Origin of the sequence: Enterobacter sp. ku-bf2, from assembly GCF_001742765.1 — a bacterium.
GTDB classification, from domain to species: Bacteria; Pseudomonadota; Gammaproteobacteria; order Enterobacterales; family Enterobacteriaceae; genus Enterobacter; species Enterobacter quasiroggenkampii.
The window spans coordinates 20,570-47,553 of record NZ_MDVW01000023.1 but is presented as its reverse complement, the minus strand read 5'-3'; the positions used below and the strand labels follow the sequence as shown (position 1 = coordinate 47,553).

The window sequence follows — 26,984 nt, the reverse complement described above, 5'->3', positions numbered from 1 at the left end:
TGCTATGGTGCTCAGTGCCAAATCATCAATGCAATCATGCTGACGACGACCAGCCCGCACAGGGCACTGGTCAAAATGAACTGACGACGCAGGCGCTCGCAGCGACGGATAAATTCTTCATCGTGATGATCGCGGTAGCGCTGGTAGTAGATATATCCCACCAGACGCATCTGTTTGCTGGGCTGTCCATGCGAGGTGAAGAACCCTCCACCGTCCACATACTGATAAAGCAACGGATCGCAACCACGAAGTACCACTAACAGCGCACGTAACGATGAGAAGTAGCGCGCCATATTCACTATGCAAACTACGCATAACGCCCAAAACAATGCGACGGTGCTAATCATACATCCTCCCCGGCGTCCGCCCACGAAGCAAGGCTTCTGAGCTACCGCACCCCAATGCCCTGACAGACAGTTCAGTGAAAGAATGACCAAAAGTCGATCCGGTTCGCGTTTTAATATCCGAACGGCTCATTTAATAGTGTAGGAGATCCGTTAATTTTTTTGCCACAAGGTTAATCGTTATCAACACCAAAGCTTGAAAAATATGTTTAACTGGGCCGTAATGAAAGCATCAGACGACGGCTTTCCCATTTAGTCATCGATAACTTAAGGAAGGAGTAACACTATGGCTTACAAACACATTCTCATCGCGGTAGACCTCTCCCCGGAGAGCAAAGTGCTGGTTGATAAAGCGGTATCCATGGCACGTCCCTACAACGCGAAAGTTTCGCTGATTCACGTTGATGTGAATTACTCCGACCTCTACACCGGTCTGATCGACGTCAATCTGGGCGATATGCAGAAGCGTATCTCCGAAGAGACGCACCACGCCCTGAGCGAACTGTCCACCAACGCGGGCTACCCGATTACCGAAACCCTGAGCGGCAGCGGCGACCTGGGCCAGGTATTGGTTGATGCGATCAAGAAATACGACATGGACCTGGTGGTGTGCGGTCACCACCAGGACTTCTGGAGCAAGCTGATGTCTTCCGCTCGCCAGCTGATTAATACCGTTCACGTGGATATGCTGATTGTTCCGCTGCGTGACGAAGAAGACGAGTAAGTGCAAAAAAGCCCGGTGGCGCTAACGCTTACCGGGCCTACAGGCGGCCCGAAATGTAGGCCGGGTAAGGCGAAGCCGCCACCCGGCTTTTTTATTCCGGTGTTCCCGAATAAATATCAAACCGGTGCCCTTTGGTGGTCACCGCATTGGTCGTGGCAACGTCCGCCAGCGGCGGCGCATAGTCAGGGCGCTTCACCACCACCCGCTTCGTCGCCAGTTGACGAGCCGGTTCCAGCAGGCCATCCGCATCCAGATCAGGCCCCACCAGAGACTGAAACACCCGCATCTCTTTCTTCACCAGCGCGCTTTTCTGCTTGTGCGGGAACATCGGGTCGAGATAGACGACCTGCGGGCGCGGGGTGATATCGGTCAGCGCCGTCAGGCTCGAGGCATGAATCAGCTGCAATCGTTCCTGCAACCACGGCCCGATTTCCGGGTCCGCGTAGCCACGCGTCAGACCATCGTCCAGCAACGCGGCCACCACCGGATTACGTTCCAGCATCCGCACATGACAGCCGACAGACGCCAGCACAAACGCATCGCGCCCCAGCCCCGCCGTGGCATCCACCACGTCCGGCAGATAGCTTCCTTTAATCCCAACCGCTTTCGCCACCGCTTCGCCGCGACCGCCGCCGAACTTGCGCCGGTGCGCCATGGCCCCGCCGACAAAATCGACAAAAATCCCGCCGAGCTTCGGTTCGTCGCGCTTACGTAATTCGAGATGTTCCGGCGTCATCACCAGCGCCATCAGGTTATCTTCATCGTGCTCCAGCCCCCAGCGGGCGGCCAGGACAGATAAGGCGCCGTCTCCGGCGCCTGTTTCATCCACTAAGCAGATCTTCACGTAACAATCAGCCTTTGATCCCGTAATGCTCAAGCATCGCGTCCAGCTGCGGCTCGCGCCCACGGAAGCGTTTGAACAGCACCATTGGCTCTTCGGAACCGCCGCGGGTCAGGATGTTGTCGAGGAACGACTGGCCGGTTTCGCGGTTGAAAATCCCCTCTTCTTCGAAACGAGAGAAGGCATCCGCCGCCAGCACGTCGGCCCACAGGTAGCTGTAGTACCCCGCCGCATAGCCGCCTGCGAAGATGTGGCTGAACGCGTGCGGGAAACGACCCCAGGTTGGCCCAGGGATCACCGCGACCTGCTTTTTAATCTCGGCCAGGGTTTCAAGGATTTTCGCCCCCTGCTCCGGGCTGAACTCGGCGTGCAGGCGGAAGTCGAACAGGCCGAACTCCAGCTGGCGCAGGATAAACATCGCCGCCTGGTAGTTCTTCGCCGCCAGCATTTTATCCAGCAGCTCCTTCGGCAGCGGTTCGCCGGTCTCGTAGTGGCCGGAGATAAACGCCAGCGCGTCCGGCTCCCAGCACCAGTTTTCCATAAACTGGCTTGGCAGCTCGACCGCATCCCACGGTACTCCGCTGATGCCGGCGACGCCTGCGGTTTCGATGCGGGTCAGCATGTGGTGCAGGCCGTGACCGAACTCGTGGAACAGGGTGATCACTTCGTCGTGGGTGAACAGCGCAGGTTTGCCGTTCACCGGACGGTTGAAGTTACAGGTCAGGTAGGCGACCGGCTTCTGCAGGGAACCGTCTGCTTTACGCATCTGGCCCACGCAGTCGTCCATCCACGCCCCGCCGCGCTTGTTCTCACGCGCGTAGAGATCGAGGTAGAAGCTGCCGCGCAGTTCGTTTTTCTCGTCATACAGCTCGAAGAAGCGCACGTCCGGATGCCAGACGTCGATATCGGTACGCTCTTTGGCGGTGATGCCATAGATGCGCTTCACCACTTCAAACAGGCCGTTAACGGCTTTGTTTTCCGGGAAGTACGGGCGTAGCTGCTCGTCGCTGATGCTGTAGAGGTGCTGCTTCTGTTTTTCGCTGTAGTAAGCAATGTCCCACGGCTGCAGCTCGTCCACGCCGAACTCCGCTTTCGCGAAGGCGCGCAGCTGGGCCAGCTCTTTTTCACCCTGTGGACGGGCGCGTTTCGCCAGATCGGTCAGGAAGTCGAGCACCTGCTGCGGATTTTCCGCCATTTTGGTGGCGAGGGATTTATCGGCGTAGTTTTCGAAGCCCAGCAGTTGGGCCAGCTCGTGGCGCAGGGCAAGGATTTCCGCCATGACCGGACTGTTGTCCCACTTACCGGCATTCGGTCCCTGATCGGAAGCGCGGGTGCTGTAGGCGCGGTACATCTCTTCGCGAAGCGCCTGGTTGTCGCAGTAGGTCATCACCGGCAGATAGCTCGGGATATCCAGGGTTAGCAGGAAGCCGTCCTGCTCTTTCGCCTCGGCCTGCGCTTTTGCTGCCGCCAGCGCGCTTTCCGGCATACCGGAAAGCTCCGCTTCGTCGGTGATCAGCTTCGTCCAGCCCATGGTGGCGTCGAGCACGTTGTTGCTGTACTGGTTGCCCAGCTCGGACAGGCGCGCGGCGATTTCACCGTAGCGGGTCTGCTTCTCTTTTGGCAGGCCAATCCCGGACAGCTCAAAATCACGCAGGGCGTTATCGACCGATTTTTTCTGCGCCGTGTTCAGCTCGGCGTAGTGATCGCCGTCGCGCAGGTCGCGGTAGGCTTTGTAGAGCCCTTCGTGCTGGCCGACCCAGGTGCTGTACTCAGAGAGCAGCGGCAGGGTTTGCTCGTAGGCTTCACGCAGCTCCGGGCTGTTTTTTACCGAGTTCAGGTGGCTCACCGGGGAGAAGATACGCCCCAGCACGTCGTCCACTTCGGCCAGCGGCTGACACAGATTTTCCCAGGTGTACGGCCCGCCCTGCGCGACCACGCTTTCTACCGCCGCGCGGCAGTTGTCCAGCGATTGCGTAACCGCTGGAACCACATGCTCGGGGAGGATTTTAGAAAACGGTGGCAACGAAAAAGGCGTCAGTAATGGATTGGTCATAAACGCTGTCCTGTTGAAAGAGGTGAATGAAGCGCGCATCCGGCGCTGTGCATATGCGATCTAGAATGGGGTTAAGTGTAGAGGATTTCAATGCCAGACGTGGCGGAAAAGAGCCCGGTGGCGCTGCGCTTACCGGGCCTGCGGGTAATCTGCGCCGTTCTGCTGTAAACTGTGGCAAATCGTCAATTCAGCGGAATATCATTACCCATGCTCAGTTATCGCCACAGCTTCCACGCAGGCAACCACGCCGACGTCCTTAAACACACCGTTCAGAGCCTGATCATCGAATCGCTCAAAGAGAAAGAAAAGCCGTTTCTCTATCTGGACACGCACGCGGGCGCGGGCCGTTATCAGCTGAGCGGCGAGCATGCCGAGCGTACCGGTGAATATCTGGAAGGGATCGCCCGCATCTGGCAGCAGGACGACCTGCCTGCCGAGCTGGAGCCGTACATCGGCGTGGTGAACCACTTCAACCGCAACGGCCAGCTGCGTTACTACCCGGGATCCCCGCTGATTGCCCGCCAGCTGCTGCGCGAGCAGGACAGCATCCAGCTGACCGAGCTGCATCCGAGCGACTTCCCGCTGCTGCGTTCTGAATTCCAGAAAGACAGCCGCGCCCGCGTGGAAAAAGCCGACGGCTATCAGCAGCTGAAAGCCAAGCTGCCGCCGGTTTCCCGTCGCGGTCTGGTACTGATCGACCCGCCGTACGAAATCAAAACCGACTATCAGGCGGTGGTGACCGGTATCCACGAAGGCTACAAACGCTTCGCCACCGGGACATACGCCCTGTGGTATCCGGTGGTGCTGCGTGCGCAAATCAAGCGCATGATCAAAGACCTGGAAGCCACCGGCATCCGCAAAATCCTGCAGATCGAGCTGGCCGTGCGTCCGGACAGCGACCAGCGCGGCATGACCGCCTCGGGCATGATCGTCATTAACCCGCCGTGGAAGCTCGAAGCGCAGATGAACAACGTGCTGCCGTGGCTGCACAAAACGCTGGTGCCAGCCGGTACGGGTCATACCTCCGTCAGTTGGATCGTGCCGGAGTAATCGCAGCCATCGGTGGAAACTATTGATTTCAGGTATACAATCGCGGCAATTCACGATTAAGGACAAAAGCTATGACTAAGCATTATGACTACATCGCCATCGGCGGTGGCAGCGGCGGCATCGCCTCCATCAACCGCGCGGCCATGTACGGCCAGAAGTGTGCGCTGATTGAAGCCAAAGCGCTGGGCGGCACCTGCGTGAACGTGGGTTGTGTACCGAAAAAGGTGATGTGGCATGCGGCGCAAATCCGTGAAGCTATCCATATGTATGGCCCGGACTACGGCTTTGACACCACCATCAACCACTTCGACTGGGACAAACTGATCGCCAGCCGTACCGCCTACATCGACCGTATTCACACCTCGTACGACAACGTGCTGGGTAAAAATAACGTCGACGTTATCCACGGTTTCGCCCGCTTTGTGGACGCGAAAACGATCGAAGTGAACGGTGAGACGATCACCGCCGATCACATCCTGATCGCCACCGGCGGCCGTCCGAGCCACCCGAACATCCCGGGCGTGGAATACGGCATCGACTCTGACGGTTTCTTCGAACTGCCTGCCCTGCCAAAACGCGTTGCCGTGGTGGGCGCGGGTTACATCGCGGTGGAGCTGGCTGGCGTGATTAACGGTCTGGGTGCCGAAGCGCACCTGTTCGTGCGTAAACACGCGCCGCTGCGCAGCTTTGACCCGCTGATTGTTGATACGCTGGTTGAAGTGATGAATACCGAAGGTCCAACCCTGCATACCAACGCCGTGCCAAAAGCGGTCGTAAAAAATGCAGACGGCAGCCTGACGCTGGAACTGGAAGATGGCCGCAGCCAGACCGTCGATTGCCTGATCTGGGCGATTGGCCGTGAACCGGCGAACGATAACTTCAACCTGGGCGTGACCGGCGTGAAAACCGACGAAAAAGGCTATATCGTCGTCGATAAATTCCAGAACACCAGCGTACCGGGCATTTACGCGGTCGGCGACAATACCGGTGCGGTTGAGCTGACCCCGGTGGCCGTTGCGGCGGGTCGTCGTCTTTCCGAGCGCCTGTTTAACAACAAGCCGGACGAGCATCTGGACTACAGCAACATCCCGACCGTGGTCTTCAGCCACCCGCCAATCGGCACCGTCGGCTTAACCGAGCCGCAGGCGCGCGAGCAGTATGGCGACGACCAGGTGAAAGTGTATAAATCGGCCTTCACCGCGATGTATACCGCCGTCACCTCGCACCGTCAGCCGTGCCGCATGAAGCTGGTCTGCGTCGGTCCGGACGAGAAGATTGTCGGTATCCACGGCATCGGCTTCGGCATGGACGAGATCCTGCAGGGCTTTGCTGTGGCGCTGAAGATGGGCGCAACGAAGAAAGATTTCGATAACACCGTGGCAATCCACCCAACGGCGGCGGAAGAGTTTGTGACCATGCGTTAAGGGCTTTTCGCAGGAAAGCACGTCATCAAAACTGGCCTTTGCGGGCCAGTTTTTTTATATGGCTCGATAATTTAAAGACAAAGCATCATCATCCCAGCGAATATAAAATCATCATCACGCTAAAAAGGAATTGAGATGAAAGCGCTTATCGGGTTGACCCTGCTTCTTTTTTGCTTTACTGCCTCCTCATCTGACCAAATCACCTTCTGGGATACCCCTCAGCACGGCGGAAACAGCTTTAACCGCCTGCCGCCCACGCAGGAATACTATGATGCGCTGCGTGGCTATGGCGCGACGTGGGTTCGCCTCTCTTATGATAAATGGAAACCTGCCGGGAGAGATTTTCTTCTCGGCAATGCCGACGGCTACCGTGGGCTCGAGGCCGCAGACCTCGCGACGCTCAAAGCCTCCATCAGGAAAGCACACTCGGCCGGGCTACAGGTCGTTATCGCCCCACTCTCTTTACCCGGCATGCGCTGGGCGCAAAATAACAATAACCAGTTTGATGACCGCATCTGGCAGGATAAAAAATACTGGCAGGAAGCCGCTCAGTTCTGGCGTGATTTGGCCCAGGCCCTGAAGGACGAACCGGGCATTGCGGCCTGGAACCTGGTCAATGAACCCGCGCCTGAAAAAAGAGGCAACATTAGCGAGCAGGCGTCGCCAGAGGCGTTAAAAACCTGGTATCAGCAGCAGCAAAGCACGGCGCGTAACCTTCCCGCTCTCTACAATCAGATTATTGCCGCCATCCGCGAGGTCGATGCCACCACACCGATTATGGTCGATGGAGGCTGGTACGCCTCCGCGCGTGGTTTTTCTGGCTGGCCGTCCGTGCTTGAGGATAAGCGGGTGCTCTACAGCTTCCACATGTACGAGCCCTATGATTTCACCAGCGCGCCAAATGCACGCCGCAAAGTGCCGTTCGACTATCCAGGCATGGTCACGTTCGGCGGTAAAAAGGTGAAATGGGACGCTACGGCCATAGAGAAATGGATGAACGCGCCCTTTGACTGGGCGAAACAGCACGGTATACCGGCCAACCGGGTTGTCGCGGGAGAGTTTGGCTGCGTTCGCACGCTGCAGGGCTGCAGGCAGTGGCTTAATGATGTCCTGACCGTCCTCGACAAACATCATGCACACTGGGCATTTTATGCCTTTCGTGAAGATGCCTGGGACGCCATGGACTATGAGCTGGGGAAAAAACCGGTGCCGTGGGCCTACTGGAAAGCCATTGAGGATAACGCACCTGATACGCTCAAGCGCCATTCTACCGAGGAATTTGAACCGATTGCTACGCGGCTAAAACAAGGCCTTTGATCCGGGATACTCGCCTCTTGTTCAGTAGCCTCTCCTGGAGAGGCTACTGTTAACATACATAAATCGTTGCAAAACGAATGCTCCGAAAATAGTGATCTACCGCACATATTCCTCCCCCTCTACCGAAGCGAATGTCTACGCTTATAAGACGCCCGGATAAACCTGTCTTTTGAACACATAACCGGAGGTCCCTATCACCATGTTCAACCAGAAACTACAGGCTACCGAGAACATCGAATTCGAGATTGCAGAAGAGCTGCGCTACGAGACCGATCCCTGCGAGTTGAAACTGGATGAAATGATTGAGGCGGAGCCGGAACCCGAAATGATCGAGGGGCTACCCGCCTCCGATGCGTTGACGCCCGCAGACCGCTATCTTGAACTGTTCGAGCATGTGCAGTCGACGCGGCTGTTTGCGGACAGCAAAACCTTCCCCGACTGCGCGCCGAAAATGGATCCGCTGGATATCCTGATCCGCTACCGCAAGGTCAGACGCCACCGGGACTTCGACCTGCGCCAGTTTGTGGAGAACCACTTCTGGATGCCGGAAACGTTCGGCACCGAGTATGTCTCCGACCCGGGCCTCTCCCTCAAGGAGCACATTGATAACCTGTGGCCGGTGCTGACGCGCGAGCCGCAGGATCATATTCCCTGGTCTTCCCTGCTGGCGCTGCCGCAGGCCTATATCGTTCCCGGCGGACGATTCAGCGAGACCTACTACTGGGATTCCTATTTCTCCATGCTGGGGCTGGCGGAGAGCGGTCGTAACGACCTGCTGAAGTGCATGGCGGACAACTTCGCCTGGCTGATTGAACGCTACGGGCATATCCCCAACGGCAACCGTACCTATTATCTCAGCCGCTCCCAGCCGCCAGTCTTTGCGCTGATGGTGGAACTGTTTGAGGAGGACGGCGTGCGCGGTGCGAAACGCTATCTGGATCACCTCAAAATGGAGTACGCCTTCTGGATGGACGGCGCGGAGTCGCTGCTGCTTAACCAGGCCTACCGCAGCGCCGTGCGCATGCCGGACGGTTCATTGCTCAACCGCTACTGGGATGACCGTGATACCCCGCGCGACGAATCGTGGATTGAGGACGTGGAAACCGCGCGCCACTCAGGGCGACCGCCAAACGAGGTCTATCGCGACCTGCGGGCGGGGGCAGCGTCCGGCTGGGACTATTCGTCCCGCTGGCTGCGCGATCCGTCGCGGCTCGCCAGCATCCGCACGACGCAGTTTATCCCCATCGACCTGAACGCCTTCCTGTTCAAGCTGGAAAGCGCCATTGCCAACATTTCGGCGTCGAAAGGGGACAAAGAGACGGCCGACCTGTTCCGCCAGAAAGCCAGCGATCGTCGCGAGGCGGTGAACCGCTATCTGTGGGACGAGGAGAGCGGCTGTTACCGCGACTACGACTGGCGACGTGAAGAGCTGGCACTGTTTTCTGCCGCCAGCATCGTGCCGCTGTATGTCGGTATGGCGACCCATGAGCAGGCTGAGCGCCTGTCGGATGCGGTCAAGGCACGACTGCTCACGCCGGGCGGGATTCTGGCGACCGAGTATGAAACCGGCGAGCAGTGGGATAAACCCAACGGCTGGGCGCCGCTGCAGTGGATGGCGATTCAGGGGTTCAAGCAGTATGGCAACGACTCGCTGGGGGATGAGATCGCCTGGAGCTGGCTGCATACGGTGAACCATTTTTATCAGACGCACCATAAGCTTATCGAGAAGTACCACATCGCCAGCAGCACGCCGCGCGAAGGTGGCGGGGGTGAGTATCCGCTGCAGGACGGTTTTGGCTGGACAAACGGCGTGGTGCGGCGGCTGATTGGGTTGTATGGGGAGCCTTAAGTGGGGTGCGGTCTGATGCCCTCACCCCGGCCCTCTCCCACAGGGAGAGGGAGGAGAGATCAGCGAATCACCTCATAAATGGCGCTCTGAATAGACTGCCATTTTTTGGTGGTGGCATCCGGCTGTGACTTCGCACGCCGTGTGGCCATGTCGAGATCGTGCTGCTGGCGTTTCACCACCGCAGGCACGGTGCAGAAAGCTTTGAGGTACTCTTTACGTACCGAGGTCAGAGACTCGCCGTTCGACATTGCGTGGCTGAGCGTATTGATGAAGCGCCGACACGGCTTCTCCTCCACCATGTTTTGCCGGTAGCGTAACATCAGCTCCAGCACGTCGTCATAGCCTGCCGACATCGCCTCTTCGGTCCAGGAGAGCTTCCAGTCCATACCGCCCTGCAAAAAGAGCTGGGTCACGCGGGTGTCGTTGCGATTAATGGCCGAGCGGAAATTATTCTCGTCCCAGGTCACTCCCATGCGCGTGAGCGTTTCACGCGAGGAAGGTGTTTCACGCATTTCCTGTGGTGGTGCCGCTTCAGCCGCGCTGACGGCCGCAGGCTGCGGTTTACTGCTGGTCACCAGCCAGAATCCCCCGGCCACGATGGCAATCACCATAACGCCAACTGCCCCCCATAACGCACCGGAAATGAGCTGCTCGCGTTGTTCGGGGGTGCGCGGCGCGCGCTGGGTCGGCTTTTCAATGGTGTCGCGGACTTCAAACAGATCCCCGCCGGTGACCCGATCCATTTTCTGCGCCTTTTCCCAGAAGGTATGCAGTTCGCTGGCATCTACCGCCATGAATCCCGCCGGATTGACGCGCGTTCTCCCCTCTTCAAACGCGCGTTGAACGGGCCGCGCGATCTGCGCGTAGTAGTTATCCAGCAGCTGAATTTGCGCCGAGCTCAACGTTTTCTGAACGGTGATGTTGTTACGAATTTGCCGGATGTCATCGAGGAAGGTTTGCAGCGTTTTACGCGGTTCAACCAGCAGCGTCAGCATGGACGGATCGCTGAACAGCGAAGCGTAATAGCGGCTGAACTCCTTTTTATCCACCAGCATCTGTGCCAGCTCGCTGAACATCATGCCGCTCAGCACATCGTTGATCTCGCCCAGCTTCAGCCAGCGCCGTACGCGATCGGCGTTAAACAAAGTCTTAAGATGGTTGTTCAGCTTGACCTGATCGGGCCAGGCCTGCTGGATGAGCCCTTTTATCATCAGCTCTATCGCCCGCACCTGCTTGTGCGCCTGCTGCTGCTGGAGTTCGCTGCCCGGAGACAGCTCTGTGCTGTAGGTCAACAGCGGCTGCTGCAGGCGAAGGTGCTCCAGCGCGGTGACAAAGCGCATCGCCGCAATCAGCTGGTTTTCACTCACATCCTGTCCGCTTTCATACTGCGGCACGCGCTGCTGCAGCAGGCGCAGCTGGAGCGTAAATTCCGACATCTCGGCATCATTCAGGTTGAGTTTTTTCGCCACGGCTCCCCAGCCGCCCAGGGCTAATCGCGCGCTGTCCAGTTGTTCCAGAAACCAGCGTGGATCTTTGCCCTCAGATGCATGTACATTCAGAAGAAGCAAAATTTCCACCGACGCATGGCGAATGACCGCCAGACAGTGTTCGAACTGTTCGCGAATATGATGTGATGTGCTGAGAGTCATTGTTTTCCTTAAGCGACAACGAAGACATCCGGAATGGGCACGAGACGGCCTTTTTTCTTTTTATTTATACGCGGTTAACCATACCTGACTTTCTGTTGAAATAAAGTGACAACCCTAAAATCATTTAAAAAGTGTCAGGAGAATCTGAATGCCCGTTTTAATTACCCCTCGCCTGAACTGCTCACCTTTGCAGGAAGAAGACTGGCCCTTTTTTCTGGCGTTACAGCAACATCCCGACGTCATGCGCTTTGTGGCGGAAGACCGCCCCGTCGCAGTTATTCGCGAGGCGTTCGATGCCCGTCTGACGCCCTGGACGCCAGGCAGCGCGCACTGGCTGTGCCTCGTCGTGCGTGACGCCGCCTCCCGGGCCCCGCTGGGCGTCACCGGGTATATTCATCGGGAGGCGGATTGCGCCGAAGTGGGTTTCCTTTTCGCCCCCGAGGCGCAGGGAAAAGGCTACGGCTTCGAATCCCTGCAAGCGCTTTGCCGCTATGCCTTTGAAGAAGGCGATATACGCCGACTTACCGCCACCGTCACGGCGGGCAATATCGCCTCACGACGCGTGCTGGAAAAAGTCCGCTTTCGCCTGGAGGGCGAATTACGCGAAAGCTATTTCCTTGCGGGGCATTGGCATAATGACTGGTTATTTGGTTTATTGCGGCATGAATATCTGAATAACAAGGCGTGATCAACAGCCATTTGGCGGATATTTCTCGTACGTCGTTTCCTCTACAGTGTCGCCATTAAGAGGAAACGAATATGAAAGAGCATGGGCTGAAAATATCATCTGCCGCCATCGCGTTAATAAAAAAACATCAGGGTCTTTCTCTGGAAAAATATCGTGACGAAAATGGATTATGGGTTATCGGCTATGGCCACGTTATCCGTGACCAGGAACATTTTCACGGTCCTGTCACACCGCTGGAGGCAGACCATTTGCTGCATGAAGATATACGGCTATGTGAGACGCTGCTGCGGGAAAATCTGACACGTCCATTAACCCAACAGCAGCATGATGCGCTGGTCATGATGATATTCAGTTTCGGAGAGATAACGTCGCTCCCCGACGCGCTTATTCAGGCCGTCGCCCGGGTATAGTACATGGCTGCCTGCGTTCTGTTTTTCACGTCCAGCCGCCGGAAAAGCGCCTCGAGGTGCGCTTTTACCGTGGCCGCACTGATGTTGAGATTGCGGCCAATCTCTTTATTTGACTCCCCCGCCGCCAGCAGTTTCAGCACTTCGCGCTGGCGCTCGCTTAAGGATAATAACGCCTGAGGCGACGTCGGCTCCCGGACCCACTCTCCGGGAAAACAGACCATCCCTCGGGCTACCGAATCCAGCACGGCGGAAAACCGTTCGGGACTGGCATTGCGGGGAATAATGGCCATGACGTTTCGCTGTCGCAGTTGCTCCACCCATCTGGCCTCTTTTTTCGCCAAAACCAGAATCACGCGTATCGCCGGAAAGCGATGCACGATCGCTTCCAGCAAAGCGCTCCCTTCGTCCTGAATTAAATTCCCATCAATCATGACGATAGCTGACGGCGAAGCAGAAGCCTGAGCCCATAAATCTTGTGCCTGACAGGTCCCTGTTATAGTTATTTCCGGGATTAGCGCCTGAAGACTGTGTATCGCTCCGTGAATAAAGAGTGACTGCCTGTCAAACATGATTACTCGCATCGTTTTTTCCCCTCTGAGAATAGCGAAGGGGGATTCTACAGAGGCGTTATTTAAGAAAAAACTCAACGAATGGAGCCGTTACAAATCCCCCGTGTTCTTTATATCTGTCAGTATCTGGACACATTCGCCTTAAGGATTTCCTTAAGCGCAGATATCACAGGAACATGCCGCCTGAGACTTCAATACGTTGCGCAGTCATCCAGCCCAGTTTGTCGCTGAGCAGTGCCGCAATGGCATCGCCAATATCGTCCGGCAGCCCCACCCGTCCCAGCGCCGTCTGGGATGCCAGCATTTGGTTCAGTTCCGCGTTGTCGCGCACGCGTCCGCCGCCAAAGTCGGTTTCGATCGCACCGGGCGCAATGATATTGACGGAAATACCGCGCGCCCCCAGCTCTTTCGCCTGATAACGCGTCAGCACTTCCATCGCCCCCTTCATCGCCGCGTAGGTTCCCGAGCCCGGCTGGGTAAAACGGGCCAGTCCGCTGGAGACGTTAAGGATCCGTCCGCCGTCGTTAAGCAACGGCAGCAGGCGCTGGGTCAGGAAGAAAGGTCCTTTGAAATGAATGTTCAGCGCCTCATCAAACTGGGCTTCCGTCGTGTCGGTGTAGGGCGCATATAAACCCGTTCCGGCATTGTTCAATAAATAGTCAAAGGTTTCACGCTGCCAGACGGTTCGGAGGGTTTCCTGAAGCTGTTGAGCAAAATGATCAAAACTTGTGATTTCTCCGACGTTAAGCTGTATTGCCGCCGCGTTAACGCCTTTTTGCTGAATTTCATGCACAACCGCCAGCGCTTCCTGCTGGCTACGGTTGTAGGTCAGCACAATTCCCGTGCCGTCTGCCGCCAGCTTTAAGGCCGCGTTTTTACCCAAACCACGGCTACCACCCGTCACTAATGCGATACGTTCAGTCATCATAAACCTCGTTTTGGCTGTTATGGAGATTGAGTAAGAGCTTATTAGGTGATAGAAGATCAATAAAGGTGGGTTAAAACGCTTCACTGTTTCAACGGAAACAACAATGAGCTTCATCTATGGATAAAATTCACGCAATGCAGCTGTTTGTCCGCGTCGCGGAACTGGAGAGTTTTTCCCGCGCGGCAGAAACTTTAACGCTGCCAAAAGGCAGCGTGTCACGGCAGATTCAGGCCCTCGAAAACCGGCTTGGCACCCAGCTATTGCACCGCACCACGCGTCGGGTCAGCCTGACGCAGGACGGCATGGTCTATTACGAACGGGCAAAAGATCTGCTGGCAAACCTTGATGAACTCGACGGGATGTTTCAGCACGATCCCTCCAGCATCAGCGGACGGCTTCGCGTGGATATGCCCGTCGCCGTTGCTCGAAATTTAGTCATCCCCAAACTCCCTGCGTTTCTGCAGCATTATCCGGGCATTGAGCTGGAACTCAGCAGCAGCGATCGTCTGGTGGATGTGATCCGCGAAGGGTTTGATTGCGTGGTACGCGTCGGCACGCTGAAGGATTCAGGGCTTATCGCCCGACCGTTGGGCAAGCTGTCGGTGATTAACTGCGCCAGTCCGGACTATCTGGCGCGTTTTGGCTACCCGGACACGCTGGACGATTTAGGCTCGCACGCCGTCATTCACTACACCGCTATGCTGGGAACTCGCCCGCAGGGCTTTGAGTTTTATAACGGCAGTGCGACGCAGTGGATAAAAACGGGCGGGGTATTGACCGTTAACAGCACCGAAACCTACCAGGCGGCCTGCCTCGCCGGGCTGGGCATCATTCAGGTTCCACGGGTTGGGGTACGAGATTTGCTGCGCGCGAAGAAGCTGGTTGAGATCCTCCCGCAATACCGGGCCGAACCGATGCCTGTTTCCCTGATTTATCCCCACCGGCGCAACCTCTCCCGCCGGGTACATCTGTTCATGGAGTGGCTGACCGAACTCACAAAAGCTTACGTGGACTAGTCGCAAGCTATAATTCAATAACATCCAGCCAAACGAAAAGGAAAAGACGCGTGACGCCGGAAAACAACCCGCAACGACCCACCCAACATTTAGAGTATGAGCCCGTCAAAAAGATGGAAACCGGGCCTGAAGAGGCCAGGTCCCCTGGTACCGCCAGCAAAGCGCTGGGGACCGTCACCGGCATTGTCGCCAGAATTCAGCAGTTTCCCATGATTGCGCATCTGATACGCGCGACCGAACGCTTTAATGACCGCATGGGAAACCAGTTTGGTGCCGCCATCACCTATTTTTCCTTCCTGTCGATGATCCCGATCCTGATGGTGTCGTTTGCGGCGGCCGGTTTTGTGCTCGCCTCGCACCCGACGCTGCTGCAGGATATCTTTAATAAGATCCTGAATAACGTCAGTGACCCAACCCTTGCCAGCACGCTCAAAAGCACCATCAATACCGCCGTGCAGCAGCGTACTACCGTCGGTATCGTCGGCTTGCTGATTGCCCTTTACTCTGGCGTTAACTGGATGGGCAACCTGCGCGAGGCCATTCGCGCCCAGTCGCGCGACGTCTGGGAGCGTAAGCCGCAGGACCAGGAGAAAATCTGGGTTAAGTATCTCCGTGATTTTGTTTCGCTGATTGGCCTGCTCGTCGCGCTCATCGTGACGCTTTCCATTACCTCCGTGGCGGGCTCGGCGCAGAAGATGATCATCTCCGCGCTCTATCTTGATTACATCGAATGGCTGAAGCCCGCCTGGCGCAGCATTGGGCTGGCGATTTCTGTCTTCGCCAACTATCTGCTTTTCTTCTGGATCTTCTGGCGCTTGCCCCGTCATCGTCCGCGCAAGAAGGCGCTGATCCGCGGCACGTTGATCGCGGCGATCGGCTTTGAGGTGATCAAAATCGTGATGACCTACACCCTGCCGTCACTGGTGAAATCCCCTTCCGGCGCGGCGTTCGGCTCGGTGCTGGGGTTAATGGCGTTCTTCTATTTCTTCGCACGTTTAACCCTGTTCTGCGCAGCATGGATTGCCACTGCCGAGTACAAAGACGACCCGAGAATGCCGGGTAAAACGCACCGGTAACGCTACTCCCGGGCTGAAATTTCAGCCCGATTCATCATTTCAGCATATAAATCCAGTCCGTAACTTTTATTTAACCGAAAACCAGTTTTAATGACTGATATTTAAAATCTGTGAAGCATTTCATAGACGTGTTTTGGCTGGCCTGAAAATTATCCGCTTTTTGTTGCTTTTATCACCAGGTCGCGGCTTTGTTACAGATTGAAATGTCGCTTTTGCTGTGCGTAATATGGCCTTTCGTTCGACAAAAATAAGAAAATATTATGCAAGCAACCGCCACCACACTCGACTCAGAAACGGAAAACGTTCCGGTAAATTCGCGCAATAAAGTTGTCGTCGCCTCGCTGATTGGCACCGCCATCGAGTTCTTCGACTTTTATATTTACGCCACCGCGGCGGTCATCGTCTTCCCGCACATTTTCTTCCCGCAGGGCGATCCGACGGCGGCCACGCTGCAGTCCCTGGCGACCTTTGCTATCGCGTTTGTTGCGCGTCCGATTGGCTCCGCGCTGTTTGGACACTTTGGCGATCGCATTGGGCGTAAAGTGACGCTGGTGGCCTCGCTGCTGACGATGGGGATCTCCACCGTGGCCATCGGCCTGCTGCCGACGTATGAGACCATCGGCATTCTGGCGCCGGTCCTGCTGGCGCTGGCGCGTTTTGGTCAGGGTCTGGGCCTGGGTGGTGAATGGGGTGGCGCGGCGCTGCTGGCCACCGAGAACGCCCCGGCGCGCAAGCGCGCGCTGTATGGTTCTTTCCCGCAGCTTGGCGCACCGATTGGCTTCTTCTTTGCCAACGGGACGTTCCTGCTGCTCTCCTGGCTGCTGACGGATGAACAGTTCATGAGCTGGGGCTGGCGTATCCCGTTTGTCTTCTCAGCCGTGCTGGTGCTGATTGGCCTGTACGTGCGTGTTTCTCTGCATGAGACCCCGGTTTTCGCGAAAGTGGCCGCGGCGAACAAGCAGGTGAAAGTACCGCTGGGCACGCTGCTGACCAAACACGTGCGCGTGACCGTGCTGGGCACGTTTATCATGCTCGCCACCTACACGCTGTTCTACATCATGACCGTTTACTCCATGACCTTCAGTACCGCCGCCGCGCCGGTTGGGCTGGGTCTGCCGCGTAACGAAGTGCTGTGGATGCTGATGATGGCGGTGATCGGGTTTGGCGTGATGGTTCCGATTGCGGGGCTGCTGGCGGATAAGTTCGGTCGTCGCGCGAGCATGATTACCATCACCACGCTGATCATTCTGTTTGCTCTGTTCGTCTTCCCGCCGCTGCTGGGTTCAGGCAGCCCGGCGCTGGTGATGGCCTATCTGCTGATTGGCCTGAGCCTGATGGGGTTGACCTTCGGCCCGATGGGTGCGCTGCTGCCAGAGCTGTTCCCAACGGAAGTGCGTTATACCGGCGCGTCGTTCTCCTATAACGTCTCGTCTATTCTGGGTGCCTCCGTAGCGCCGTATATCGCCACCTGGCTGCAGGCAAACTATGGTCTGTTCTATGTGGGCGTCTATCTGGCGGCCATGGCGGCGCTGACGCTGATTGCGCTGCTGCTGACGCACGAGACGAAGCACCAGGCTCTGTAAGCTAATGCCGGGTGGCGGCTACGCCTTACCCGGCCTACGATTCAAATGTAGGCCGGGTAAGCGCAGCGCCACCCGGCAATAACAGGCCGCACCTTACTTCTTCATCTGTGACAAAATGGTCCGGCACTGATTCGCCTCGCCCTCTGACGGCGATATTAACGCCAGCAGCGCTGCGGCTGGGGTAACCAGCGTCGCAAGCGCCGCAGCCACCGCACCACGCGCAATCAACGGTCCGGGCTTCACGCCCGCCTGCGGATTTTTGAAGGTCCCGCGCACGTACAGCGGCGAGCGCAGCGTGATAATACGGATCCCCTTACTCTCCGGGTCAATCGTCAGATCAAGCTGCTCGGAGGCCATGCTGGCGGTTCCGGTCACGTTAATCACCGCGTTTTCCGTGTCGAAGGCAAAAATCTGCGGACGCGCCACGCCGTTCACCAGATCCAGATTGGCCGCCGCACAGTTCACCCGTACCTCATCATCGCCGAAGATTTGCCCGATGATGTAGTTCCCGACGTTCAGCCCCAGGATCTCCATCAGGTTGCGGCTCACCAGCCCGTCGTTCATCAGCAGCTTCAGGTTGCCATTACCGCTGCCCAGCAGCGCCGCCACGGAGTTACCCACGCCGCGAATGTCGGCATCGCCGTTCATCTCGCCGAGGGTTTTCTGCATCAGCTCGACGTTCGGCATCAGCGCTTTCAGCTTAAGCCTGCGCGCCTGAATCTCCGCCCGGCCCTGCATCGGCTTTTTATCGCCTTCCAGGTGAATGTTTGAGGAAATCGTCCCGCCTGCCATGCCAAACTTCAGCGGCTGCAGGCGCAGGTCGGCGTTTTTGAGGATGATATGGGTTGAGAGATCGCTCAACGGCAACGTGCTGCCATGCTCAATTTTACGCCCTTTGAAGCGGACGTCCGCATCCATCACGTTCCACTTATCGGTTTCAAAGCGATCGTAAGGCAGCACTTTTCCCGCAGGCTGAATGTCCTTTTTCACCTCTTTTGATTTTGTGCCTTTGCCGGAATCCACGCCGATCAGCGGGCCGAGATCGGCCAGACGCAGCTGTCGGGACTCAACGTCCCCTTCCAGCTTCGGCCTCGGTTTTCCGGTGGTGTAGGTCAGCGAGCCGTGGATATCACTGTCGCCGATGCGGCCGTTAAAATCACGGTAGTCAAAAACAGACGCTTTTTCGGTATCGATTTTGGCGACCAGATGCCCGTCCGTTTCGAACGGCGGCGTATCCGGCAGCAGCACGCCGGTCAGCTCATACAGCTCGCCCAGCGAATCACCGGCAAATTTAAGCTGAAGATCGACGCCGCCCATATTCATCGGGTCGTTGACCGTCCCCACAAACGCCACGCGGGTGTTACCGGAGCGGAAGTCCGCCTGCACCGGGAACGGCGTGCCTTCGCTTCGGAGCGCCAGCATGCCGCCTATTTTCCCTTTACCGCTGAGCGGCTGGTCGTTGTAGCGTCCTTTTGCCGTCAGGCCGAAGACATAGTCGCCCACGCTTGCCGTGTCACCTTTGGCTTTCGTCCCCGTGACCTCGCTAAACGGCAGCGGCTTGCCCAGCGGATCGACCAGGATCTCCACGTCGGCCTTGCTGACTTTGTCGTCGATGGCGATCCGCCCGCGATCGAAGAGAATATTGTCGAGACGGAATGACCAGGAAGAAGGCTGGGCGTTCGGATCCTTTTCGCCGTCGCTGGCAAGGTTAAAGGTCCAGTTGTTATTTTTTTCTGAGAGGCGGATCAGGCGCGCGTCGGGCTGTTGAAGTTTGATCCACGGCAGATAGACGGTTTTGGTGAACAGCGCGAGCGGGGCCAGCGTGGCCTCAACGCGCGGCAGGTGGATCATGGTGACCGCCGGGATATCCGGCGGGTTACCGAGAATGATGTCGTCGGCGTGGACGTGTGGCCACGGGATCCAGCTTCGCCAGCCGGGCTCCTCTTTCTGACGCTCCCACACGACCCCTAAATCACCGCGTATGGCGAAGGGGCGGTTCAGTTCGGTTGAGACTTTCTGGTTGATGGTCGGCTTAAGACGGTTCCAGTCAAACGTCGCGATAATGATGGCGACGACCACGATCAACAACAAGAAAATCCCTGCTGTCCAGGAGATTACCCTGGTTGTTCTTGTCATTTTTATCCCCTTTCCTGATGATCTGTCCTGTAAAACTATAGTCCAGACAAAGGGAAGCGGGCTTATCAGAGGGTAGTTATCACGCTATCGAGGCGATCCATGGGTACCGGACGGGAGAGGAAATAGCCTTGCGCCGCCGCGGCAGGCGAGCTTTGCACATCACGCCACTCTTCCAGCGTTTCCACACCTTCAACAATCACGCCCTGGCAATAGCGGTTCATCAGCTGCAATAGCAGCGTAAACAGGTTCCGCCCTTCCGGGGTCTGACGCAGCATAATGAACAGATCGCGGGCCACTTTAATGTAGTCGTAACGCACTTCACTCAGGGCCGAAAAGTTCGCCATGCCGGTGCCAAAGTCATCCAGCCACAGCGGGCCGTATTCGCATATGGAGGCAAACGAAGAGTCCTGCGGCAGGCGGACATGCTCCACCAGCTCAAAACGCACCCACGGCAGGGTGGCAATCAGCTCCTGCAATTTCGCGTTCTGACGCAGCGCCAGCAGAGTGGGACCATCAACATTCACGGAGGCGAGGATATCGTGCTGTTCGAAAAAGGGCTGCTTCGTTGCCAGCATATGGAGCTGCTCTTCCAGCACGTCCAGACGCTGGCGAACGGCAACTTCGGCAAAATAGCGATCCGGTGCGATGCGCTGGGTAGGGTTTGAGGGGTGCGTTACGACGGTCAAAATTTCAATGGCCATCAGTCGACCGTCTGTTCGGTATATCGGCTGATAAGTGTACGCACGCTCACATTGCAGCCAGTAGCGATGCTCCTGCAAGTTCTCAATACTTGCCTCAGGCGTGGTGCTCAGCCGCTGGATAACCTGCTCTGACTTCATTTCAGATGTCCTGTTGTTGGGATGGCCTTTCTGGACTCGTCACAGGATTATCGGCGCGACAATTGAGAACTTTATGTTCAATTCACCGGGAAAATGAAATTAAGATGACAGAAATGCGCAGGAACACGCGTTGGCTCAAATAAAATAATGGAACGTTGTTTTAATATAGTTGACCGGTTAATTCACTCAGCGCACACTGCTGTTAATTCTTCTGTTCAGGTTCACGATTATGTCTAAAAAAATTGCCGTGATTGGCGAATGCATGATTGAGCTGTCACAAAAAGGCGCGGAAGTGAGCCGCGGATTTGGTGGCGATACGTTAAACACGTCGGTTTATATTGCTCGTCAGGTTGCGCCTGAGGCGCTCACCGTGAACTATGTTACCGCTCTGGGCACGGACAGCTTCAGCCAGCAAATGCTGGAGGCCTGGCAGAGTGAACAGGTTGAAACGTCGCTGATTCAGCGTATGGAAAACCGCCTCCCGGGGCTTTATTACATCGAAACCGACAGCACCGGCGAACGCACGTTTTATTACTGGCGTAACGAAGCCGCGGCCAAATTCTGGCTGGAGAGCGAGGCCGCCGCGGCCATCTGCCAGGAGCTGGCGACCTTCGACTATCTCTATCTGAGCGGGATCAGCCTGGCTATCCTCAGCCCGGCCAGCCGTGAAAAACTGCTCTCGCTGCTTCGCGCGTGTCGTGCCAACGGCGGTAAGGTTATTTTCGATAACAACTACCGCCCGCGCCTGTGGTCCAGCCGTGAAGAGACGCAGCAGGTCTATCAGCAGATGCTGCAATGCACCGACATCGCCTTCCTGACGCTCGACGATGAAGACGCCCTGTGGGGTGAGAAACCGGTAGAAGACGTGATTGCACGTACGCAGGCGGCTGGCGTGCGTGAAGTGGTGATTAAGCGCGGTGCGGATTCATGCCTGGTCGCGATTGCGGGTGAAGCAGTGGTTGAGGTCCCGGCGGTGAAGCTGGCCAAAGAGAAAGTGATTGATACCACGGCGGCGGGTGATTCATTCAGCGCGGGCTATCTGGCGGTACGCCTGACGAGTGGAACACCGGAAGCCGCGGCACAGCGTGGGCACCTGACGGCCAGCACCGTCATTCAGTATCGCGGGGCGATTATTCCGCGCGAAGCGATGCCTGTTTAAGCCCTCACCTTTACCCTCTCCCACAGGGAGAGGGAATGTCTACCCATTACTGCCCTTGCGGGATATCCGTCGCGTCCTGATGTAAATCATCAGCCGTCGCGGACTGCGTCGGCTGCGGCGCGGTAGCCATAATGGAATCCCAGGTCGTCTGAAGTTCCTTCATGTCATACTCCGGCTCGCCCTTCGGTTGCAGGAGAATTAACGCCATCTCCTGCGACAGCTGCTGGCGGAGCTCCTGGTTGAGCATATCGACGGTCAGACCGCTCAGGAAGTCCTGACGAAGCTTCTGGTACTGTTCCGGCGCAATGTCCACCACCTGGTTCTGCAGGGAGCGAATACGCTGGCTGATCAGAATGTCGGTATCGGCGCGCGCGTAGGTCGCGAACAGCTTCTGCAGCTCGAGTTTTTTCTGGGCCACAAGCGCGTTGAACTCCTCTTCAGAGAGCCCCTCTTTCCGCACTTTTGCCAGCTCTTTCGCCACGACGCCCAGATTGGCATTCAGCTTATCGCCCGGCGATTCAACGTTAATGGCGCATTGCGCACGCTGGAACAGCACGCGGCAGTCAAAGCCAAGGCCGATATTCTTCACGTTGTTCTTACTGAGCGTCTGCTGAACGTGCCAGAACAGCGCTTCACGCGCCAGGTCGGCACGCCAGTAGCGCAACAGCGCTGCGGACTCACGGATGGGCTGCCAGGCGTTATCCCACATCACGGAGAGTCGGTCCTGACGCACGGTGTCCGTCATAATGCTGACAGGCTCTGCCCGCAGCGGGGAGAGTGTTGGAACAGGAGCTGGCGATTCACGCTTGCCTTTCAGATCGCCAAACGCTTTGTTGATCTGCTCCACCACCGCGCGGCTGTCCACGTTACCCACCACGATCAGCGTCATCGCGTCCGGGGTGTACCATTTCTGATAGAACGTTTTCACCTGCTCAGCATCCACCGGCTGTTTCAGCGGTTCGGCCGGGTCATGTCCCAGTAACGTCGAGCCTTTCAGGCGGTAACGCCACCAGCCCTCTTTGGTATCTCCAGGCCAGGTCGCCACCATGTCGCTGTTGCTCAACGCATAGTTGACGGTATCCGGCGTAATCGCCAGATTGCCAGAGGCATCGGAGAGATACGTCAGGGCTTCTTTAAGCAGATCGTTGCGGTTATTAGGCAGGCTCAGGTTAAACATGGTGTAGTCATACGAGACCACCGCCGGCGGGAGTGGGCGTTTTGGATCGATGGCCTGTTGCCAGAGCGAACGCACCTGAACCGCTTGCAGGCTGCCGCTCTGAGTGAGCGCCAGCCGGGGAATAAAGTGGCTGAAACCGGTTTGCTGGGTGCTTTCCGTGAGGGAACCGGTATTAACAGACAGACGGATTTCAATACGGTCACTGGGACGTTGCGGCGTGGCTAACACCTGCCACTGAAAACCGTTCGCTAATGTCCCTTGTTGCCAGGCCGGGTCTGGCTGGAGCGCATCTGCCTGCACATAACTGGCTGCTGCCATCATCAGCAAACCGCCGGTTAAGAGTCGAATTTTTGTGCCCTGCATGTGAACCCCTGATCAACATTCCTGGTTAAAAAAGAGTGCCTCGCGACGCGCTTCACTCTTAAAGATGACGATGAAAACACGTCGATTAGACCGCGCGTTCGGCAAAACGTCACGGTCCGAAGTGAAATATACCCAAAAAAAATCTTGTCGAATTATGACAGGTATGAACAGTTATTATGCGCAGGAGCCCGCATCCCCACAAGGGAATACGGGCATTTGTGACAAGATTAAGAGGATAAGCCAGGATTTTTGCTGTCAGTTGAACGATTATTCAGAGTATCGTCGAGCTTTTTGTGATCCAGCTCTTTCACCCATTTCGCCACCACCACCGTTGCCACGCCGTTACCCACCAGGTTGGTTAGCGCACGGGCCTCAGACATGAAGCGGTCAATACCCAGAATCAACGCCAGACCCGCCACCGGCAGGTGACCCACAGCAGAAATGGTGGCGGCCAGCACGATAAAGCCGCTGCCCGTCACGCCTGCCGCGCCTTTAGAGGAGAGCAGGAGCACCACCAGCAGGGTAATCTGATGGAAAATATCCATATGGCTGTTGGTCGCCTGCGCGATAAACACCGCCGCCATCGTCAGGTATATCGAGGTGCCGTCCAGGTTGAAGGAGTAGCCCGTCGGGATCACCAGCCCGACCACCGATTTACGACACCCGAGTTTCTCCATCTTATCGAGCATGCGCGGCAGCGCCGATTCTGACGAGGAGGTTCCCAGAACAATCAGCAGCTCTTCGCGGATGTAACGGATAAATTTGAAGATGCTGAAACCGGTCGCACGGGCGATGGAGCCCAGCACCACCACCACGAAAAGAATACAGGTGATATAGAAGCAGATAATCAGCTGACCCAGCTGGACCAGCGTACCGACGCCATACTTACCGATGGTGAAGGCCATCGCACCGAAGGCACCGATGGGCGCCAGGCGCATGATCATATTGATGATGCCGAAGATGACCTGCGAGAAGCTTTCGATCACGTTAAAGATAAGCTGACCTTTGCTGCCCAGACGGTGCAGGGCAAAGCCAAACATCACGGCGAACAGCAGCACCTGGAGGATGTTTCCGCTGGCGAACGCGCCTATGACGCTGCCAGGAATGACGTCCAGCAGGAAGGCGACCACGCCCTGATCCTTCGCCTGCTCGGCATAGACCGCAACCGCTTTAGCATCGAGCGTCGCCGGATCGACGTTCATCCCCGCGCCTGGCTGCACCACGTTGACGATGATCAGACCGATAATCAGCGCAAGGGTACTGACCACTTCAAAATAGAGAAGCGCCACTGCACCGGTACGACCGACCGCCTTCATGCTTTCCATGCCAGCGATGCCCGTGACGACCGTACAGAAGATCACCGGCGCGATGACCATTTTAATGAGCTTAACGAACGCGTCGCCAAGCGGTTTCATTTGCGCGCCCAGTTCAGGGTAATAGTGACCCAGCAGAATACCGATGGCGATGGCTGTCAGGACCTGGAAATAAAGACTTTTGAAGAGTGAGGTTTTCATAAGGTGTCCTTGGGAAGAAAAACCACAGGCTTTGTAAGGTTATGGTTAACCTGCGGCTTTAAAATAACACCCACATAACAGGACAGAAATAAACTCAGTTCAAATTTGAAACACAAATGTTAAGAACTTTGAGCTGGCTCGCACAAGCCAGCAACAAAATTACGCTTTTGCGTGGTGATCGGCGCCAGAAAGGTATCGTTCTTCAAAGACATCCGAAGGGACTGCAGGGGCAAACAGGAAGCCTTGCCCGCTCTCCACGCCCGCCTCTGCCAGCCAGGCGCGTTGCGCGTCGGTTTCAATCCCCTCGGCAATCAGGTGCAGGTTGAGGCTGCGCGCCATCTGGATAATCGCCTGCACCATGCTGCTGTCGCCCGGCAGTCCGTCGACAAACGCTTTGTCAATTTTGAGCACATCCACCGGAAGGGTCTTCATGTGCTGAAGCTGACGCAACCCGGCGTACCCCATGCCAAAATCGTCCAGGGCAATGCGAATACCGGCATTACGCAGCGGCTTGAGAATCGCGACCGCCTCATTGGGATCGTCGATGCGTCGGCTCTCCGTCACTTCCAGGGTTAACGTATCAGGCTTTATGCGGTAACGATGGATCAGCTCCAGCATCTCTGAAACCATGGTCGGGTGCATAAGCTGCAGGGCAGACAGGTTGACCGACAGCGGCAGCGTCACGCCACGCTCCTGCCAGGCGGCAAGCTGACGGCAGCACTCCTCCAGCACCCAGTAGCCAACGGTAACCATCAGGCCACAGGACTCGATGCGCTCAATCAGCCCTTCCGGCAGCTCCCATGAGCCATCCGGCTGCTGCAGACGCAGCAGGGCCTCGGCGCTTTTCACCTCTCCCGTCTGCAGGTCCACCTGCGGCTGCAGCCAGAGGGCAAACTGGCGGTTATCCAGCGCGGTCAGGATGTCGCTCTCTTCCGTCAGGCGCTGCTGCGCCTTTTCCATCTGCGCCGGGTCGAAGAACTGGATCTGGTTTTTGCCTTTGCGCCGGGCGGTAAAGGCCGCCGAGAAGGCGCGGCGATAAAGCTGTTCCGCGGTCAGATCGCCATAGAACATGGCAATCCCGATACTGGCGCTCGGGCGAAGCTGGATACCCTGAATCGGCAGCCGCTCATTAATGACAGTGAGTACTTGCTGACCTAACGTGATCGCATGCCATGGCTCTTTGACGCCGTTGGCAATCACCACCAGGTCGTAACCGCTGACCTGAGTCAGCACCATGCGCGGGGCAAGGACAGATTTGATCTTTTCCACCAGGGTGAGCAGCAGCATTTCGCGCTGGCTCTCCTGAAGCACCCCAGCCGTGTCCTGCAGGGTTTCGCAGGCAATGACCATCAGCGCGGTGGTTTGCTGGCGCTCAACGGTTTGCTCCAGCATCGCCATCAGGAAGGCTTTATTGGGGAGCTCCGATACCGGAAAACGGGTAGCGCTACTGTTCAGTTCATCCTGCTGACGCTGGATGCGCTGCTGGTTGAGGTTATAGCTGCGCACCAGCATGCCGATCTCATCGTCATGATGCAGACGCGGCAGCTCAAGCTGGTGTCCCATCTGATCCTGCGGGGCGAGCGTGTTCAGCTCGCGGGCGATACGGCGCAGGGGATGGACAATCAGCCGGTTGATGCACCAGGTGAGCGCCACGCTGAGAATAAGCGTCATAAGTAAGCAAGTGGTCACTAACGTAACCACCCAACTCATGACGAATTTATACATGCGGTAGGAGTCTGCCTGTAACACCAGGTAGGCCAGCGGCTGCGGATTCGCAGGGCGTTCAAGCGAATAGACGGGAAGCGAAATTTGCACCGGCAGTTCAAACAGGCGCATCACCATCATCGGGACGGGACGTTCCGGGATAAAGCTCATCCGCAGCGCCTGAAACTGATTGGGGAGCACGACGTCCGCCCGGCTCACAACACCGGCCGGCTGAATGCGTTTCAGTATGGTTTCCGCCTCGGGGATATCCCCTTTCAGGATGGAGGCAGACAGCGGGCCGCGTACCGAGCGGGCGATACTTTCTAATTGTGAAGCCGTGTTATAGCGATTCTGCTGTACGGAATGAAACAGCAAAATGACGCAGAAGAGCAGGACAAACAGCATGGTGACGGCAGAGACCATCGCCATCTGTTTGATTGTTAAGGAACGGCTGACACGCAAAATGACTCTCCACAAAACTCGAAGCGCAGGGCGCGCCAGGGTGTAAACCTGGCGCGCCTGAGTATACCCGATTGCCGCGCTATTAAGAGAGACTTACAAATGGATTAAG

22 protein-coding genes are annotated in these 26,984 nt (G+C 56.8%); 11 read left to right on the top strand and 11 right to left on the bottom strand.

Annotated elements, in window-relative coordinates; genetic code table 11:
- Positions 1–11: 11 nt before the first annotated feature.
- Positions 12–347 (bottom strand): universal stress protein UspB, encoded by a 336-nt coding sequence (uspB, locus tag BFG58_RS21610; protein WP_003861224.1) that lies wholly within the window; start codon positions 345–347, stop codon positions 12–14.
- Positions 348–630: 283 nt separating this feature from the next.
- Here uspB and uspA point away from each other — a divergent pair, with 283 nt between their 5' ends.
- Positions 631–1,068 (top strand): universal stress protein UspA, encoded by a 438-nt coding sequence (gene uspA, locus BFG58_RS21605; protein WP_003861223.1) that lies wholly within the window; start codon positions 631–633, stop codon positions 1,066–1,068.
- Between the two features lie 91 nt (positions 1,069–1,159).
- Here the strand turns inward: uspA and rsmJ are convergent, their stop codons facing one another.
- A complete protein-coding gene (gene rsmJ, locus BFG58_RS21600) occupies positions 1,160–1,912 on the bottom strand; it encodes a 16S rRNA (guanine(1516)-N(2))-methyltransferase RsmJ (protein WP_021242153.1) in 753 nt (250 codons plus the stop codon).
- A gap of 7 nt (positions 1,913–1,919) precedes the next feature.
- Positions 1,920–3,962 (bottom strand): oligopeptidase A, encoded by a 2,043-nt coding sequence (gene prlC, locus BFG58_RS21595; protein ID WP_032653923.1) that lies wholly within the window; start codon positions 3,960–3,962, stop codon positions 1,920–1,922.
- 207 nt (positions 3,963–4,169) lie between these two features.
- Here prlC and BFG58_RS21590 point away from each other — a divergent pair, with 207 nt between their 5' ends.
- The 4 genes from BFG58_RS21590 to BFG58_RS21575 all read left to right on the top strand — a co-directional run bounded on the left by BFG58_RS21590 (position 4,170) and on the right by BFG58_RS21575 (position 9,602).
- Positions 4,170–5,012, top strand: a complete 843-nt coding sequence (locus BFG58_RS21590; protein ID WP_008503119.1) for a 23S rRNA (adenine(2030)-N(6))-methyltransferase RlmJ — start codon at positions 4,170–4,172, stop codon at positions 5,010–5,012.
- 71 nt (positions 5,013–5,083) lie between these two features.
- The gene (gene gorA / locus BFG58_RS21585; protein ID WP_008503120.1) at positions 5,084–6,436 is read left to right on the top strand and encodes a glutathione-disulfide reductase; all 1,353 of its coding nucleotides are present in this window, start codon (positions 5,084–5,086) and stop codon (positions 6,434–6,436) included.
- Positions 6,437–6,571: 135 nt separating this feature from the next.
- On the top strand, positions 6,572–7,753 hold the full coding sequence (locus BFG58_RS21580; protein WP_083261559.1) for a glycoside hydrolase family 5 protein: 1,182 nt from the start codon (positions 6,572–6,574) through the stop codon (positions 7,751–7,753).
- A 199-nt stretch (positions 7,754–7,952) separates the two neighbouring features.
- A complete protein-coding gene (locus BFG58_RS21575; RefSeq protein ID WP_024908843.1) occupies positions 7,953–9,602 on the top strand; it encodes an alpha,alpha-trehalase in 1,650 nt (549 codons plus the stop codon).
- Positions 9,603–9,661: 59 nt separating this feature from the next.
- On the opposite strand, the gene BFG58_RS21570 is transcribed toward BFG58_RS21575, so the two are convergent.
- Positions 9,662–11,251, bottom strand: coding sequence for an STY4199 family HEPN domain-containing protein (locus BFG58_RS21570; protein ID WP_045909052.1), 1,590 nt, complete (start codon positions 11,249–11,251; stop codon positions 9,662–9,664).
- Positions 11,252–11,399: 148 nt separating this feature from the next.
- On the opposite strand from BFG58_RS21570, the gene BFG58_RS21565 reads away from it, so the two are divergent.
- The gene (locus BFG58_RS21565; protein ID WP_048226299.1) at positions 11,400–11,939 is read left to right on the top strand and encodes a GNAT family N-acetyltransferase; all 540 of its coding nucleotides are present in this window, start codon (positions 11,400–11,402) and stop codon (positions 11,937–11,939) included.
- A gap of 71 nt (positions 11,940–12,010) precedes the next feature.
- Entirely contained in the window at positions 12,011–12,349 is a 339-nt protein-coding gene (locus BFG58_RS21560) for a lysozyme (RefSeq protein WP_048027789.1), read from the top strand.
- On the opposite strand, the gene BFG58_RS21555 is transcribed toward BFG58_RS21560, so the two are convergent.
- Together BFG58_RS21555 and BFG58_RS21550 are read right to left on the bottom strand one after the other, a co-directional pair.
- Positions 12,328–12,930 carry a response regulator transcription factor gene (locus BFG58_RS21555; RefSeq protein WP_048027792.1) on the bottom strand — a complete coding sequence of 201 codons (603 nt, stop codon included), beginning with the start codon at positions 12,928–12,930 and terminating at the stop codon, positions 12,328–12,330. The genes BFG58_RS21560 and BFG58_RS21555 overlap by 22 nt on opposite strands.
- 154 nt (positions 12,931–13,084) lie before the next feature.
- Positions 13,085–13,843 (bottom strand): SDR family NAD(P)-dependent oxidoreductase, encoded by a 759-nt coding sequence (locus BFG58_RS21550; protein ID WP_069720550.1) that lies wholly within the window; start codon positions 13,841–13,843, stop codon positions 13,085–13,087.
- 119 nt (positions 13,844–13,962) lie between these two features.
- On the opposite strand from BFG58_RS21550, the gene BFG58_RS21545 reads away from it, so the two are divergent.
- From BFG58_RS21545 to BFG58_RS21535, 3 genes are all read left to right on the top strand, one after another.
- Positions 13,963–14,862, top strand: coding sequence for a LysR family transcriptional regulator (locus BFG58_RS21545; RefSeq protein ID WP_045909057.1), 900 nt, complete (start codon positions 13,963–13,965; stop codon positions 14,860–14,862).
- A 50-nt stretch (positions 14,863–14,912) separates the two neighbouring features.
- Entirely contained in the window at positions 14,913–15,938 is a 1,026-nt protein-coding gene (gene yhjD / locus BFG58_RS21540) for an inner membrane protein YhjD (RefSeq protein WP_069720549.1), read from the top strand.
- Positions 15,939–16,198: 260 nt separating this feature from the next.
- Positions 16,199–17,521, top strand: coding sequence for an MFS transporter (locus BFG58_RS21535; RefSeq protein ID WP_023617091.1), 1,323 nt, complete (start codon positions 16,199–16,201; stop codon positions 17,519–17,521).
- A 93-nt stretch (positions 17,522–17,614) separates the two neighbouring features.
- Here the strand turns inward: BFG58_RS21535 and BFG58_RS21530 are convergent, their stop codons facing one another.
- On the bottom strand, positions 17,615–19,657 hold the full coding sequence (locus tag BFG58_RS21530; RefSeq protein ID WP_045909059.1) for an AsmA family protein: 2,043 nt from the start codon (positions 19,655–19,657) through the stop codon (positions 17,615–17,617).
- Positions 19,658–19,722: 65 nt separating this feature from the next.
- A complete protein-coding gene (gene pdeH, locus BFG58_RS21525) occupies positions 19,723–20,496 on the bottom strand; it encodes a cyclic-guanylate-specific phosphodiesterase (RefSeq protein ID WP_045909060.1) in 774 nt (257 codons plus the stop codon).
- A 229-nt stretch (positions 20,497–20,725) separates the two neighbouring features.
- On the opposite strand from pdeH, the gene BFG58_RS21520 reads away from it, so the two are divergent.
- Complete coding sequence (locus BFG58_RS21520; RefSeq protein WP_069720548.1) at positions 20,726–21,655, top strand: sugar kinase; 930 nt, start codon at positions 20,726–20,728, stop codon at positions 21,653–21,655.
- 46 nt (positions 21,656–21,701) lie between these two features.
- Here the strand turns inward: BFG58_RS21520 and BFG58_RS21515 are convergent, their stop codons facing one another.
- The 3 genes from BFG58_RS21515 to hmsP all read right to left on the bottom strand — a co-directional run bounded on the left by BFG58_RS21515 (position 21,702) and on the right by hmsP (position 26,875).
- Positions 21,702–23,195 carry a pitrilysin family protein gene (locus BFG58_RS21515; RefSeq protein ID WP_048027805.1) on the bottom strand — a complete coding sequence of 498 codons (1,494 nt, stop codon included), beginning with the start codon at positions 23,193–23,195 and terminating at the stop codon, positions 21,702–21,704.
- 227 nt (positions 23,196–23,422) lie between these two features.
- Complete coding sequence (locus BFG58_RS21510) at positions 23,423–24,709, bottom strand: dicarboxylate/amino acid:cation symporter (protein WP_045909063.1); 1,287 nt, start codon at positions 24,707–24,709, stop codon at positions 23,423–23,425.
- A 159-nt stretch (positions 24,710–24,868) separates the two neighbouring features.
- Entirely contained in the window at positions 24,869–26,875 is a 2,007-nt protein-coding gene (hmsP, locus tag BFG58_RS21505) for a biofilm formation regulator HmsP (RefSeq protein WP_048027807.1), read from the bottom strand.
- Between the last annotated feature and the right edge of the window lie 109 nt (positions 26,876–26,984).

What these genes read in the sequence shown, in the direction of transcription:
- uspB (WP_003861224.1), bottom strand. Translation starts at nt 347, where the DNA reads ATGATTAGCACCGTCGCATTGTTTTGGGCGTTATGCGTAGTTTGCATA.
- uspA (WP_003861223.1), top strand. Translation starts at nt 631, where the DNA reads ATGGCTTACAAACACATTCTCATCGCGGTAGACCTCTCCCCGGAGAGC.
- prlC (WP_032653923.1), bottom strand. Translation starts at nt 3,962, where the DNA reads ATGACCAATCCATTACTGACGCCTTTTTCGTTGCCACCGTTTTCTAAA.
- BFG58_RS21590 (WP_008503119.1), top strand. Translation starts at nt 4,170, where the DNA reads ATGCTCAGTTATCGCCACAGCTTCCACGCAGGCAACCACGCCGACGTC.
- gorA (WP_008503120.1), top strand. Translation starts at nt 5,084, where the DNA reads ATGACTAAGCATTATGACTACATCGCCATCGGCGGTGGCAGCGGCGGC.
- BFG58_RS21580 (WP_083261559.1), top strand. Translation starts at nt 6,572, where the DNA reads ATGAAAGCGCTTATCGGGTTGACCCTGCTTCTTTTTTGCTTTACTGCC.
- BFG58_RS21575 (WP_024908843.1), top strand. Translation starts at nt 7,953, where the DNA reads ATGTTCAACCAGAAACTACAGGCTACCGAGAACATCGAATTCGAGATT.
- BFG58_RS21570 (WP_045909052.1), bottom strand. Translation starts at nt 11,251, where the DNA reads ATGACTCTCAGCACATCACATCATATTCGCGAACAGTTCGAACACTGT.
- BFG58_RS21565 (WP_048226299.1), top strand. Translation starts at nt 11,400, where the DNA reads ATGCCCGTTTTAATTACCCCTCGCCTGAACTGCTCACCTTTGCAGGAA.
- BFG58_RS21560 (WP_048027789.1), top strand. Translation starts at nt 12,011, where the DNA reads ATGAAAGAGCATGGGCTGAAAATATCATCTGCCGCCATCGCGTTAATA.
- BFG58_RS21555 (WP_048027792.1), bottom strand. Translation starts at nt 12,930, where the DNA reads ATGCGAGTAATCATGTTTGACAGGCAGTCACTCTTTATTCACGGAGCG.
- BFG58_RS21550 (WP_069720550.1), bottom strand. Translation starts at nt 13,843, where the DNA reads ATGACTGAACGTATCGCATTAGTGACGGGTGGTAGCCGTGGTTTGGGT.
- BFG58_RS21545 (WP_045909057.1), top strand. Translation starts at nt 13,963, where the DNA reads ATGGATAAAATTCACGCAATGCAGCTGTTTGTCCGCGTCGCGGAACTG.
- BFG58_RS21535 (WP_023617091.1), top strand. Translation starts at nt 16,199, where the DNA reads ATGCAAGCAACCGCCACCACACTCGACTCAGAAACGGAAAACGTTCCG.
- BFG58_RS21530 (WP_045909059.1), bottom strand. Translation starts at nt 19,657, where the DNA reads ATGACAAGAACAACCAGGGTAATCTCCTGGACAGCAGGGATTTTCTTG.
- pdeH (WP_045909060.1), bottom strand. Translation starts at nt 20,496, where the DNA reads ATGAAGTCAGAGCAGGTTATCCAGCGGCTGAGCACCACGCCTGAGGCA.
- BFG58_RS21520 (WP_069720548.1), top strand. Translation starts at nt 20,726, where the DNA reads ATGTCTAAAAAAATTGCCGTGATTGGCGAATGCATGATTGAGCTGTCA.
- BFG58_RS21515 (WP_048027805.1), bottom strand. Translation starts at nt 23,195, where the DNA reads ATGCAGGGCACAAAAATTCGACTCTTAACCGGCGGTTTGCTGATGATG.
- BFG58_RS21510 (WP_045909063.1), bottom strand. Translation starts at nt 24,709, where the DNA reads ATGAAAACCTCACTCTTCAAAAGTCTTTATTTCCAGGTCCTGACAGCC.